General features: G+C 52.9%; 6 protein-coding genes. 1 reads left to right on the top strand and 5 read right to left on the bottom strand.

Annotation, left to right across the window (positions count from 1 at the left end):
* Nucleotides 1-10 precede the first annotated feature (10 nt).
* Nucleotides 11-1,603 (bottom strand): amidohydrolase, encoded by a 1,593-nt coding sequence (locus tag ACQ76X_RS24835; protein ID WP_438496409.1) that lies wholly within the window; start codon nt 1,601-1,603, stop codon nt 11-13.
* Nucleotides 1,604-2,304: 701 nt separating this feature from the next.
* Here ACQ76X_RS24835 and yhbH point away from each other — a divergent pair.
* Entirely contained in the window at nt 2,305-3,468 is a 1,164-nt protein-coding gene (gene yhbH / locus ACQ76X_RS24830; RefSeq protein WP_341097605.1) for a sporulation protein YhbH, read from the top strand.
* Between the two features lie 296 nt (nt 3,469-3,764).
* Here the strand turns inward: yhbH and ACQ76X_RS24825 are convergent, their stop codons facing one another.
* The 4 genes from ACQ76X_RS24825 to ACQ76X_RS24810 form a co-directional block, all read right to left on the bottom strand.
* Entirely contained in the window at nt 3,765-4,046 is a 282-nt protein-coding gene (locus tag ACQ76X_RS24825; RefSeq protein ID WP_438496408.1) for a hypothetical protein, read from the bottom strand.
* A gap of 79 nt (nt 4,047-4,125) precedes the next feature.
* Nucleotides 4,126-5,118: a BtrH N-terminal domain-containing protein gene (locus ACQ76X_RS24820; protein ID WP_438496407.1), complete on the bottom strand. Its 993-nt coding sequence runs from the start codon at nt 5,116-5,118 to the stop codon at nt 4,126-4,128.
* 33 nt (nt 5,119-5,151) lie between these two features.
* Nucleotides 5,152-8,871 carry an SDR family NAD(P)-dependent oxidoreductase gene (locus ACQ76X_RS24815; RefSeq protein ID WP_438496406.1) on the bottom strand — a complete coding sequence of 1,240 codons (3,720 nt, stop codon included), beginning with the start codon at nt 8,869-8,871 and terminating at the stop codon, nt 5,152-5,154.
* 97 nt (nt 8,872-8,968) lie between these two features.
* On the bottom strand, nt 8,969-14,393 hold a 5,425-nt coding region (locus tag ACQ76X_RS24810), incomplete at its 5' end, for an amino acid adenylation domain-containing protein (protein ID WP_438496405.1).

The following is a 14,393-nucleotide window of genomic DNA, read 5'->3' as shown; positions in this document are numbered from 1 at the left end:
ACTGCTTTTTTCATTGCGCACAGTAGGCAATTTCCCCATTGACCACAGTCATCCGTACTTTCACCTGCAGCAGCTCCTCGGGATCGCTCATCACGTCACGGTCAATTACTGTGAAATCCCCCTGCAAGCCCGGTGCGATACGTCCGCGTTCCCGCTCTTCTCCCGCGGCAGCCGCACTGCCCGTTGTGAACAGACCTATCGCCTCCGGGATGCTCAGCTTCTCACCCGGCAAGTAGCCCTCATGGGATTCCCCCGGCTTGCGCCGGGTAACGGCAGCGTGCAGGCCAAGAAATGGATTCAACGGCTCAATCGGCGCGTCACTGCCACCGGCACAGGTAATTCCGGCCTTCATCAGCTTATTCCAGGCATACAGATGCCCTGTTCTTGCCGGGCCTACCCGTTCCAGCACCCAGGGAAAGTCACTGGCCACAAAACGCGGCTGGATATCAGCAATGAGCCGAAGTCCGCGCATTTGCTCCACCAGCGCGCCATTCAGCACCTGGGCATGTATGAAGCGGTCCGGCAGGACGGCTTCCGGAGACAGCCGGTGATGGTCCATCGCAGCCAGCGTCATCCGGGCTGCCGCATCTCCGATCGCATGCACAGCAACCGGGAATGACAGCCGTCTCGCCGCGCCGACAATTTCATTCAGCTTCTCTTGTGTGTGGATTGCGATGCCGGATGTATCCGGGGCATCGCTGTAAGGCTGCTCCAACAGTGCGGTCCGTCCGCCGATGGCACCGTCGGCGAACAGCTTGACCGCACCAAGCCGCAGCCACTCGTCACCGCTGCCTGCCTGCAGCCGCAGCTCCTCCACCTCCTGCAGATAGCCATAATACAGCAGCTGGTGTGTGCGGAAGAACAGGCCTTCTTCGCGCAGCTCACGGTGAATCTGCAGCATCGTCTCCACACTGTCCAGCAGCCGCAGATCCTCTGTATGCACGGCTGTAAGCCCCATGGAGAGCGCGTCGGCAATTCCCCGGCGGACCGCATTCTTCTTGGCGGCATAATCGGGCGCCGGCTGCACGGCATTAAACGGCTGTGAGGCATCCTCATAAATCCAGCCGTTCAGCTTCCCTTCACTGTCGCGGCCGTAAGCACCGGAAGCAAAGTCTGGTGTAGATTCGGTCACGCCTGCCCGCCTGAAAGCCTCGCTGTTGCCAAGGAAGGCATGAAAGCAAGTGCGCGTAAGGAATACGGGATGCCGCTCTGTCACCGCATCCAGTTCGGACATATGCGGCGCTGCGGCAGGCCGGAATTCGTTCTCGTTCCAGTTCAGCCCGAGGATCCATTCCCCGGGAGGCGTAAGCTCTGCGCGTCTGGCAATTGCATTCAGCATCTCTTCTTTGGAGGTCATACCCGTGAAATCCAGCATGTCCAGCTTCATCCCGTGCATGCCCAGATGCACATGCGCATCGGTCAGACCGGGCAGCACATAGGCTTCGTCCCAATCGACAACGTTGTATTCTCTGCCGCTAAGCTGCAGGGCCAAGTCCCTGCCCTCTCCAACGGCAGTGATCCTGCCGTCCTCCACATATACAGCATTATCGCCGGGGTGGCTGCGAAATGGCAGAACGCCATTTTTAAATAAGGTTGCGGTCATGTACTTCTGCTCCTTTGTTATAACAACTTTTATATTAAAAGCATGTTTCTTTCAATCTATGGGCATGAGCCGGAAGCATGCAACTGCGGAATTAATACAAGGAAATCGCTCCTTTTTAGGACGTAAATAAGGCTCTTCGCACATAGCTTCCCTCACGTCTCCAATCCTTTTTTTAAACAAAAATTCGACGAGTACACTCCCCGGTATTTCACAAACCGCTTTTTCCAGCCTTCCGCAAGTCCGCTCTCTCCGGTGATTCCCGATTATCCGGTCCTTCTCCGCCCTTCGATTACAGACTGCTGCGGATGGAGCTATTCTATCAATACCCGTTTAACGACTCGCTCTACGAAGCAGAAGAGCTTGAGATGCTCAAGACACTTCAGTCTAATGTAGTTCATGAAATCATATACCACTTTGCCGTCATGTGACTATCCCTGCAGCCACTGACATCAAGCAGACCCCGGCGGTGCAGAACCAAGGCAATCTGCAATATCCCGGTCCAACAGCTATAGGCTTTTTATTGAAGAGATCAGTGAATAAGGGATTAAAGTTCCCGGCTCCGCAGTTTATACCCATTGATATCTTCACATATCCTCCCTACCCCTGAATATACTTTAGTTACAGCATGCCTCAGAGTCACTCTCTTTAAGAAGCATGTGCTTACGCCCGTACCGATTTATATTCCATGGGAGGTGGTCATCCTGTCGCAATCACCCGGTCCATATGCGTTTGTCGTGTCAAAAGAAGACTGGTCCCTTCACCGCAAAGGCCATCAGGATCAGGAACGTCATCAGCAGAAGGTCAGGGAAGCCATTAAGGATAATCTGCCCGACCTCGTTACCGAAGAGAACATTATCATGTCGGACGGAAAACAGATTGTAAAGGTGCCGATCCGCAGTCTGGATGAGTACCGGATTATCTATAACTTCCGCAAGCAAAAGCATGTCGGCCAAGGAGACGGGGAAAGCCAGGTTGGTGATGTGCTCGGCCGTGATTCGCAATCTGCCCAACCGGGCAAAGGCGACAAAGCCGGAGATCAGCCGGGTCAGGATACGGTTGAGGCTGAAGTGAACCTTGAGGATTTGGAGGACATTCTGTTCCAGGACCTGGAGCTGCCCCACCTAGCACCGAAGGATAAAGAAGAGATCGAGGTCAAGTCCATCGTCTTCAACGATATCCGCAAAAAAGGCATGATGTCGAACATCGACAAGAAGCGCACCTTGCTGGAGAATCTGCGGCGCAACGCCAGCAACGGAAATCCCGGCATCCACAGCATCAGTCCCGATGATCTGCGCTACAAAACGTGGGATGATATTACCGTTCCTCATTCCAATGCAGTCATCATCGCCATGATGGATACCTCAGGGTCCATGGGCACCTTTGAGAAATACTGCGCCCGCAGCTTCTTTTTCTGGATGACCCGCTTCCTGCGCCGGCAATACGAAAAGGTCGAGATTGTGTTCCTGGCTCATCATACGGAAGCCAAAGAGGTCAGTGAGCATGATTTCTTCACCCGGGGTGAAAGCGGGGGCACGATCTGCTCGTCAGCCTACCAGAAGGCGCTGGAGATTATCGACAGCCGGTATCCGCCGGCCAAATACAATATCTATCCTTTTCATTTCTCGGATGGCGACAATCTCACCTCGGATAACGAACGTTGCGTCAAGCTGATCGGGGAGCTGCTGAAGCGCAGCAATATGTTCGGATACGGCGAGGTGAACCAGTACAACCGCAGCAGCACGCTGATGTCCGCCTACCGCCATCTGAAGCAGGAGCAGTTCATGCATTATGTGATTAAGGATAAGAAGGAAGTGTATCAGGCGCTCAAGACCTTTTTCGGTAAAAGAGATTTGGCGAAATCGTGATGAGCCGGATTTAGATGGAGAACTAATAAAAAAATAAGAAGAATCGCTGCCATTGATCGCTTTGCGAATTACTTTCGGTTAATCGGGCGGATAAGCGATGCCCGGTGGTACGCAGGTGACGGCATCCAACAGCGCTTCTCTTCGAACCGCATCGGTCAGCATCTGCCGTGAGTGACATATCCCCTAAAATGAAAATGCAGCGCGTAGCCTAAGCGGATACGCGCTGCATTTTTATACTGCACATAGCCCCTAACTGAAGATCTCTTCCCTAAATACAAGCTTTTTCAGGGCTAACATTAATCATTCCTGTTTTTTGCAATAAATTCAGCAATTTGGATAAAACTTCGATCTGTTAGTATATTCAGGTCTCCTTGCAGCACCACGTTAAACTTTTTTTCAATATTAACGAGAATCATGATGAAATCAAGGGAATTAATATAATTGGACAACTCCAGATCACCTTCCAAGCTGGTCAGCAATCCAGTTTCACTCGATTTTCCTGCTTCTTCAGCTCTTTGCAAGAGATGAGCATTAATGATTTCAAGCAATTCCTGAGTAATTGTATCCATGGAATGCATAGTAGACGCTCCTTTGTATGGACCTAGTATGTGTTAACACCATCATCGATCTGTATAATCTCGTTCATCTGTGTACTCTTCATTGCTTCGTTAAAAAGGTTTCGTAAAACTTTAACTCGGCATCGTAAATACTGCTGATTCGATCCGGCAATTCGGCGAATTGTTCAACTTTAAACTGATTGGAGTATACATATTTGCCCACGATCGTTCTAATCATGCTCCACTCATTAGTAATACTCTGTAGAATGGCACTTAAAGGCTCCTGCTCCATCTGCAAAAGCTTCAGCTTGTAGCTCTCCGCTTGTTTCGCCAATATGATTGAATTCAGCTTATCGAGTTGCTGTGCAGCATAATCTATAGCTATGTGCGCTTGCTGCATCAATCTCCCATACAACAGCTCCGACACTTCCAGCAGCTGGTCTAGACCTTCTGTAATTACATTCATATTTGCCTGAATGAGTTCCTGGTATTGTTCCGCTTCGCCGGAAATCATAGAAGCAGCTTGATTCAGCCTATAAAATTCATAGTAGGAATCCAGCTTCATTTGTCCTTGATTGAATTCATGATCAAATTCAATATAAGCCCGCTCCAAATCTTCCATCCGAATTGTTTTTTTATCATAGGACAGGTTCTCCATCTGCAAATGTTCAATAATATGAAAACGGCCGGTACAATCATTATATCCATGAACTAAGATGGTGTGTGGCAAATGCTTCTTCCGAAAAGTGTCTTTGCGAATCGGCAATTCGTAACAATCAACCCATAGTACGACAGGTCTCCCCATGTCTACCGCACTCTTGATTTTGTCAACAACTGTTCTGGCAAACCGTTCCTTCTCGACTGCGATTCCAAGCCCTGCAAGAGCTTCAATAAGACCCTTATTGCTTCTGTAAGAGATTCCGCAAAGAGTGCCTTCCCCTGTCCGGGCCGTTTCATACACAACCCAATCGTTAATCAGTAACGGCAATATACTAAGCTGAAAATGCCGTATAACCGGAAACAACGAATTATACAAGCAGCTTTGATAATAGATTTCGTTAAAAGGTTCTATCGGTTCAATGATTTTTGGCATCCCTTTTTCCCCGCTTTCACTTCAAGCACGCACTCAGTCCTCAACCTTAGAATTCGAGTTTTCCAGAGTTTCCGCTATTTTCTCAAGCGTCCGGTCCCGTTCAATATTTAAACGGTCTACCGCCACACCATGCTTTTCCAGCTCTACCTCGACCCGGATAAGCAATAAGGAGTGTCCCCCCAAGTCGTAAAAATTGTCATCCACCCTCATCACATCACGTTCGAACAGTTCTCCCCAAATGCTTGCCAATAATTTCTCAAGTTCTGTGTATTCACCGGATTCTCTTCCAACCAGCTGTACGTTCTTGAAGAACGGTTGTTCCTGAATCTGACCATTCATCGCTACTTCTTGATTTGCGTGTGCAGAGTTCATCTGTCCCAGAATCACTCTGGGCCGATTCGAATATAGGATTTGATCAAGTGCAGCCAGCGCAGAACGAGGTGAAATATGGCTAATAACGTTGTCGCTTTCTTTGACACCGTATTCAACAGCCATACCGACTTCCTTCCAGGCCGGCCAATTGATAGAACAAGCCGTCATTCCTAATCGGGATCGGTAGGAGGCGAATGAATCCATAAACCGGTTGGCAGCCGTGTAGTCTCCTTGACCCACTCCCCCAGTAAGCGAAGCGAGCGACGAGCACAGCACAAAAAAGTCAAGATCATTGTCTTTCGTAAGCAAGTGTAAGTTCCATGTCCCCATTACTTTAGGAGATAGGACCGCATCCATTTGCTCTTGGCTTCTCCTGAACAGCATTCCGTCTCCTGCGATGCCTGCCGCATGGAAAATGCCATTAATATTTCCGAGGCTGGCTCTAATCTGCCGGATCAGCGCGTCCATTTGATCGAAATCGGAAACATCCGCGCTGTAAGAATGTATCGAAGAACCCAGGCTCTCCATTTCCTCTATGCTCTCAATGATGCGTTTGCGTTTAGGATCAGCCTTCGCTTTAATTAAGCTCCATTCTTCACGGCTCGGCAATGGTGTCCGGCTTACAAGTGCAATGGAGATTTGATGTTGTCTCGCCCAATGTTTGGCCACCTCTAAGCCAATTCCCCCATGACCTCCTGTAATGACATAGACGCCATTGCCCCGAACACCAACGGCTTCGGCTTCGGTTGTTCCAAGCTCCGCTGCCTGAATGCTTTCGATATATCTGACACCGTTTCGGTATGCACATTCTGCCGCTTCTCGGATTGGGGATAACATTTGCCCAAGTACAGGAGGTTTAATCGTTACGTCCAAATCAAAGCTGCGAGTGTACAGGTACGGATGCTCTTGGTGAATCACCTTCGCCATCCCGAGCATGGCGGCACCGACCGGATCGATTTGTTGCTCGTCTCCTGTCACGGCATTTGCAAATCGGGTAAACACGGAAATCACTGTTTCTTGCCTACGCTGCTTCTTGAACAATGCTTTCGATAAAGAAGCCAAACTGTACATGCTGCGAGCGAGGCGTTCCTGCAGCTCCAAGGTATGGTACGGCAGCCGTTCTTCGAGATCAAAGGCATGGATGACATGCCCAACCTTTCCTACTTGCTCGAGCAATAAGAGATAATCAGAATCATTGCCCGAAATCACATATTCACAATCCGTTACTTTGCTGTACTGGGATCCATAATAAACTTCAATGTAATCCCGGTTTTGTCTTTCCAGCAATGTACGGATCTGGCTGCAAACCGGAGCTGTTGTTCGAAAGAAAACCGTCATCCCGTCAATGGGCTCCGTACGCTTGTCATCAATACTCAGGGGCACCCATTTCGGCTGATAATAACAATGCCGCTCTTCATGCAGGGATGTTAAAGTTTCGAGTCTCTCAACAGGCTCTATATGTTTCTTCGGAATGCTGATCCAGCATCTGCTTTTCGAATAGCTGTAGGTCGGCAAACTGACTTTATTGTAAGAACGTGTCGGATATAACAGTTTCCAATTCATCTCTGTTCCTTGTGTATAAGCCTGAGCGAAATCATGAAACGTTCTTCCCGCACCGGACGAATCCTTGCTAATATTGGACAGAAGTTCTTTGACGTCCTTGGAGGCGGAACCGGTCGCAGTTTCAGGATTCGGCCAGGTGACTTTGTTAGCGCTGACGTTATGGCTGCCGTAATAAATATGATGCTCTTCCATCGTAACGAATGGGGTTTTAAGAAATCGCTCCAATTGCTGAAGTAGTTCTTCTATGCTGCATGCCTTCAGCACCAAGCGGTGAGCGTAGTGGCCTCTCCCCGTGTTAACGGTGTAGCAAATATCCCCGATTCTATATTGGCCGGCAGAACCCGATAGGAAACGTATATATCTTTTCACCATATCTAACAGGTTCGTTTGTTCCATAGCGGATAAGGTGAAAATATGATGTAAATGGTCAGGGGAAGTCTCTGTTCGTTCAGGAGCCTCCTCTAAAACGACATGGCAATTCGTTCCGCTTAAACCGAACGAACTTACCCCGCATCTTCTTTTTGAACCTGGTGAACGCTCCCACTGAATTAACCGGTCTGCAACATAAACTGGGGAATCAATAAACGATATATTAGGATTAGGCACTTTAAAATGCAGCATCGGTGGAATTTGTTGATGCTCTAAGGCCAGCACGGCCTTAATAAAACCAGCGATTCCCGCTGCATGATCCAAATGACCGATATTCGTCTTGACGGAACCAACGGCGCAAAATTGCATCTTGGAGGTATGCTTGCGGAAAGCATTATTTATTCCTTGGATTTCGATAGGATCTCCCAGCTTTGTTCCCGTACCATGGGCTTCCAGATAGGAGATGGATTCGGGATCGATTCCCGCATCCTGCCATGCCCGCAGAATAACCCGCTCCTGAGCGGCCGGATTCGGTGCTGTGAGTCCTACCGAGCTGCCATCCTGATTCCATGCACTGCCCTTCACGACCGCATAAATATGATCATGATCGACCATCGCTTGATGCAGTGGCTTCAGCAGAACAGCCGCGACTCCCTCTGCACCATTCGTTCCATCCGATTCTGCATCGAAGGTTCGGGTGTACCCGACTGAGGATTCAATTCCCATATTGTAGTCATTCGACTGACTGGCCGGTAACATATTAATTTTGACGCTTCCCGCTATCGCAGTATTGCATTCGCCTGCGCGGATAGAGCGGCATGCCAGGTGAAGTGCAGACAAAGAGGAAGAGCATGCAGTATCCACCACACTGCTGGGGCCTTTAAAATCAAATATATAGGAAATCCTGCCGGCGATAATCGATTTCAGGTTACCTGAAGTTGTCAGACCCACAAGCTCCGGAGCGGACATTTGCGCAAATGCTTTGTATTCATTGGGCCCGTCGCTTGATAATCCGACAAATACTCCGGTTTCGCTGCCAACGAGCTCCCTTCCTCCGTACCCCGCATCCTCCATGGTGGCATAGACAGTCTCCAGAAAGAGCCTTTGGTGCGGATCCATTAACTGAGCCTCGATAGCCGGCAGAGAAAAAAACTTATAATCGAACGTGTCGATGCTGCCAAGGTAAGCAGCTTTCTTAAATTCCTGATGAGCGATGCCGCTTTGCTTCAGCGCATCTGTAATATCTTTTTGGCGTGCTTGCGGAATTTCTTCAACCAGACACTTCCCTTCAACCATACTATCCCAAAACTCATTTGTATTTTTGGCGCTCCCAATTTGGCAGGACACACCAATCACTGCAATATCCTTACTTGAGATTTGTTCAAACTTGATATTCTCGTCCGTGAATAGCATTCCGGAAGCATCGAAATCAACCAATCTTTTTTTCACAACATACCCTCCAATTCGCAACCTGCGCCTGATGTATCATCGGCAGCATAGAGGAGAAGGACAACCGCTTGCCTTCCCCTCACTTCTCCTGTTCACTTCACACCTCCAGCTGACCGAGCTTCCTTTCGCATTGTTCCAGCATTTTAGTCAATAAGCTTACGAACTGGCGAAGCAGCCTCTCCACAGACGCTTGTAAAATCCGGCTCTGGTTGTATTCACAGGTCATCGACAGGACAAGACCGTCCTCTCCACAGCTCAGCACGAGATCAAACTGCTTTGCAAAGCCTGACGGCAATGGGGCAACGCCTGTAAATGCACAAAGGATTTGGCCTTCTTGCGGCTCATAAACAGCATACTTCACCTGGTCCCAATGAAATCGCCCTTCCGTTTTCAGGTATCCGTCTACTATTGCAAAAACTTCCTCCAGCTCTTCGGCTTCCCGGAACGAAACCTCAACCCGGCATACATCGCCGCCTTCTATCAGGCAAGGCAAAGTAACCGTTTCTGTCTGTGCGTATTCCGACATTAAATAGGCAAAAGCGGTCAACAGCACAGACCTCTTCTGAATGCTGTAGTGACCCGAAATGCATTCCAGGCTTTGAGCCGTCCGTTCCGGGAGCTCAAAGCGCAGGACATCGCCCGGAATGTAGACTATTTGCCCGGCCATTCCTGTCGTCGGGAAGGCGAGGGGAAGGGGCTTCCATGGTGGTGCTTGTTTTTGCGCGTGGACCGTTTCGATATACTGAGCCAATTGACGCACATTCGGATTTCCGAACAAATCCGCTACAACAAGAACGCCCGGATATTTCCGCTCTAACTTGGCATATATATCCACAAGGCGCAGCGAGTTTCCACCCACATGGAAGAAGTTATCCGTGACCCCGATATCATCTTTGTGAAGAACCTCTTGCCATACCTTCAAAATGTCAGACTCCATCTCAGTAGCCGGCGGCAGGTTCTCTTCTTGATCCTGCATGGCTACATCCGGAACAGGTAGAAGTGTCCGGTCCACTTTACCGTTATTATTGAGCGGGATACGGTCCATTTCGACAAAATAGGACGGGATCATATAGTCCGGCAGATATCCGGACAGGTGAGCATGTATTTGGGCTACAGTCAGCGGCATACTGCATACCAGATAAGCGCACAGATTTGCCTGCCCTTGTTCGTCCTTCCGGTCGACTACGACGGCTTCGCGGATATGCGCATGCGCCATAAGCTGTGCTTCGATCTCCCCGCACTCGATCCGATAACCGCGGATCTTCACTTGATGGTCGATCCGGCCCAGGTACTCCAGGTTGCCGTCCGGCAGCCATCTCGCCAAATCTCCGGTCCGGTACATCCGTGTCCCCGGCTCGAACGGGTTGTCTACGAACTTCTCCGCTGTCAGGTCCGGCCGGTTGAAGTAACCCCGCGCCAGACCCTCGCCCGCTATACACAGCTCCCCCGCGACGCCCATCGGCTGCAGCTGCCGGTTGTCACCCACAATGTACAGCCGCGTATTGGCGATCGGTCCCCCGACGGTCACTGTCTGATCGGCAGTCGCTTCCCGCACCGCGGACCAAATCGTTGTCTCCGTCGGACCGTACATATTGAACAGCGCGGCCTTCGATTTGCTTTGCAGATCAGCCAGCAGATCGTCCGTCCATGCCTCCCCGCCGACCAGTATTTCCGTTACGCCTTCAAGCCACGCCACGCAGCCCGCCGACAACAGCATCTTCAGCCGCGACGGCGTCATCTGCACCATGCCAATGCGCTGGCGTTCGATCAGCGCCGCCAGCTGCTGAGGGTCCTTCTGCTGTTCTTCGCTCGCTGCCACGACTCGCATGCCTTGCGTCAACGCTAGCAGCGTCTCCACCACCGAGATGTCGAATGACACCGTGGTCGCAAATAAAATCGACTTCGCCGGGCCGAATGGAATCACTCTCGTCATCCCTGTGATGAAGTTAACCACCGCGCGATGCTCAATCATGACCCCTTTGGGGTTTCCGGTCGTGCCCGAGGTATAGATCACATACGCCAAATGCCGGGAATCCAGCTCTAGCGGCGGGTTGGCCTCGGATTGCGCTTGTCCTCCAGGCGTCAACTCGATGACCGTGCCCTCAAATCCGCATGGGTCCAGGCAAGGCTGAATCAGCAGTACCGCTGCGCCGCTGTCCCCGAGCATATACCGGATGCGTTCGGCCGGCAGCGCCGGATCGATCGGCAAGTACGCCCCACCGGCCTTCAGGATGCCGAGCATCCCAACGAGCATCTCCACCGAGCGATCCATCAGGATCGCCACGATACGCTCCGGCCCTACACCTTGCCCGCGCAGTGTCCACGCCAGCTGGTTCGCACGTGCATTCAGCTCCGCATAGGTCAGCTGCTGATCCCCGTACACGGCCGCCACCGCATCCGGCGTCTTCTCCGCCTGCGCCTCGAACAGCCCGTGGATCGTCGCTTCCTGCGGATACGCCGCCGCCGTGTCGTTGAACCCGTGCAGCAGCTGCTCTTTCTCCTCCCATGTGACAAGCTCATACGAGCCGATGCTTGCCTCCGGCTCCCCGCTGATTTGGGACAAGAGCTGCACGAAGTGTGTCAGGTACCGTCCGGCTTTCTCCTCGTTGAACAGCGCGCAGCTGTATTCCAGCAGCAGGTGAAGTCCTTGATCGTTCTCCGCGACGTTTAACGTCAGGTCAAACTTCGCCGTCCGTTGGTCCAGCTCGACCGGACGAACGTCAATATCCGCCAGCCCAAAACGCGCTTGCTCCATGTTCTGCAGCACCAACATCGTGTCAAACAAGGGGTTACGGCTCCTATCGCGCCGCACATTCAGCTTCTCTACCAGTTCCTCGAACGGATAGTCCTGGTGCTCGAATGCCGCCAGCGTCCGCTCTTTCACTTCGCGCAGGAAGTCCATAAACCGCTTGTCCCCAGACGGGGCATTGCGCAGTGCCAGCGTGTTCACGAACATCCCGATCATCGGCTCCGTATCCCCATGCGTCCGCCCCGACACCGGCGTCCCGACCACAATGTCGCTCTGCCCCGTATACTTGTGCAGCCACACGTTATAGGCCGCCAGCAGCACCATGTATAGCGTCGCTCCGCTTTCGGCTGCGATTCGTTTCAGGGCCTCTGCCGTCTTGGTATTCACTTCAGTGGATACCTGTCCGCCTTCACTGCCGGGCACCGCCGGACGCATCCGGTCGGCCGGCAGCTCCAGCACCGGCACTTCCTCCGCATAAGCCGACAGCCAGTACGCCTCATGCCCTTGCATCCGCTCCACCCCGAGCGTGCCCTGCTGCCAGACCGCGTAGTCCTTGTACTGGATCCGCAGCGGCTCCAGCTCCCCGCCGGCATACGCCGTCATGAAGTCCGACACCAGAAGGTTCACTGACACGCCGTCCGACACGATATGGTGCATGTCCCAGACCAGCCAGTAGCGCTCCGCCGCCAGCCGCAGCAGCCCGGCCCGCAGCAGCGGCGCCTGATCCAGTGCGAACGGCCGCACGAAGCTCCAGATGAGTTCCCGGGCCTGCGCTTCCTCCGCCTCCCGGCATCCCCATTCAAATGCCACGTCTTCGTGTACCTGTTGTCTTGGTTCGCCGCCGATCCACGTGAACGATGTGCGCAGCGATTCGTGACGGGCGATGACCGAGCGGATCGCTTGCTCCAGCCGATCCGCATCCACCTTCCCGGCCAGTTCCAGGACGCCCGGCATGTTGTAGCGCATGCTCTCCGGCTCCATCTCATGAAGCACGTATAGCCGCCGCTGCGCCGAAGACAGCGGGTACGACGCCTGCGCCGCCGCCGGCTCGATCCGGCCGTAGTCGCTTTCCTCCGTGCTGCGCACATATTCCGCCAACGCCTTCACCGTCGGACGCGCGAACAGCTCCCACAGCGGCAGCTCCACCGCCAGCTGCTGATGAATACGCGACACCAGCGTCATCGCTTTTAGCGAGTGACCGCCGCGCTCAAAGAACGAATCGCCGATGCCGACTTCGTTTACCCCCAGCACCTCTGCGAACAACTCCGCCAATTGTGTCTCCAGCGCATCCCGAGGCGCTTCATAGCCTCCGCTGTACGCCTCCCGGTCCGGTGCCGGCAGCGCCTTGCGCTCCACCTTGCCGTTGGCAGTCAACGGGATTCCATCCATAGCTACAAAGTAGGACGGAATCATGTAATCCGGCAGTTGTGCCACCAGGTGCGCACGCAGCTCAGCTGCCGGAACGGCTTCGTCGCTTACGATATATGCGCACAAGTACGCCAGCCCTTGCTCATCCTTCCGGTCGACGACGACGGCTTCGCGAATCTGTGGATGCGCCATGAGCTGCGTCTCGATCTCTCCGCACTCGATCCGGTAGCCGCGGATCTTCACTTGCTGGTCGATCCGGCCCAGGTACTCCAGGTTGCCATCCGGCAGCCATCTCGCCAAGTCTCCGCTCCGGTACATCCGCGCACCCGGCTCGAACGGGTTGTCGACGAATTTCTCCGCCGTCAGCTCTGGCCGGTTCAGATAGCCCCGGGCCACGCCGGCTCCCGTGATACAAATTTCGCCCGGCACACCCATAGGCAGTAATCGGCCTTCCTGATCCAGTATATACACCCGAGTATTGGACATCGGTTTGCCAATCGGAACGATCGTCATCTCTTCTTTTGCTCCGTCTGCAGGCCACATCGTAGCGCCGACTGTCGTTTCCGTCGGCCCGTACCCATTGATCAAGTTGACGTAAGGACTCCACTTCCGCACCACCTCCTGCGGACATGCCGAGCCCGCCGTGACGACCGTTCTCAGCGAACGGACTTGCTCCGGATGCATCCGTAATAAGTACGCCGGCGGCAAGCTCATTATTGTAATCCCGTTTTTCCGGATGTACTGCTCGAACTCCCCGAGGTGATGGATCACTTCCACCGGCACTATATGCAATTGCGCCCCGCTGCACAGGCTGATCACGATTTCCCAGACAGACGCATCGAACGAGAGGGACGCAAATTGGAGAATCCGGTCATCACCGGTAACCTGTAGATAATGTTTAAACATAGACGTCAAGTTGGCCACACTCCGGTGCTCGGCCATCACTCCTTTTGGCCGCCCCGTAGAGCCCGAAGTGTAGATGACGTATGCCAGGCTCTCCGGTCCGCTGATTGCCCCTAAATTGCACGCATATATAATGCTGCTCTCCCCGACATGCATTGTACCGGTCGCAGCGGTTTCGGCCCTTGCTGTCATCAGTCCCAGCTTAACTCCATCAAAGGCCGTTTCTGCCAGTAGCGTCTCATCGCCTATCAACCACTGACTGCCGCTGTCCGCCAGCATGTATTGGATGCGTTCGGCCGGCAGCGCCGGATCGATCGGCAAGTACGCCCCGCCGGCCTTCAGAATGCCGAGCACTCCGATGATCATCTCTGCTGAGCGCTGCATCAGGATCGCAACGATGTGATCCGGCCCTACACCCTGCCCGAGCAGCGTCCACGCCAGCTGATTCGCCCGCGCGTTCAGCTCCGCATAGGTCAGCTGCTGCTCCCCGTACACTACCGCT

The sequence above is a fragment of the Paenibacillus sp. IHBB 3054 genome, assembly GCF_051594305.1.
Taxonomy (GTDB): Bacteria; Bacillota; Bacilli; order Paenibacillales; family Paenibacillaceae; genus Paenibacillus_AQ.
This window is presented reverse-complemented; position numbering and strand designations above follow the sequence as displayed.

Bases quoted from the DNA above. Each gene is read 5' to 3' on its own strand.
- ACQ76X_RS24835 (WP_438496409.1), bottom strand. From the start codon at position 1,603: ATGACCGCAACCTTATTTAAAAATGGCGTTCTGCCATTTCGCAGCCAC.
- ACQ76X_RS24825 (WP_438496408.1), bottom strand. From the start codon at position 4,046: ATGCATTCCATGGATACAATTACTCAGGAATTGCTTGAAATCATTAAT.
- ACQ76X_RS24820 (WP_438496407.1), bottom strand. From the start codon at position 5,118: ATGCCAAAAATCATTGAACCGATAGAACCTTTTAACGAAATCTATTAT.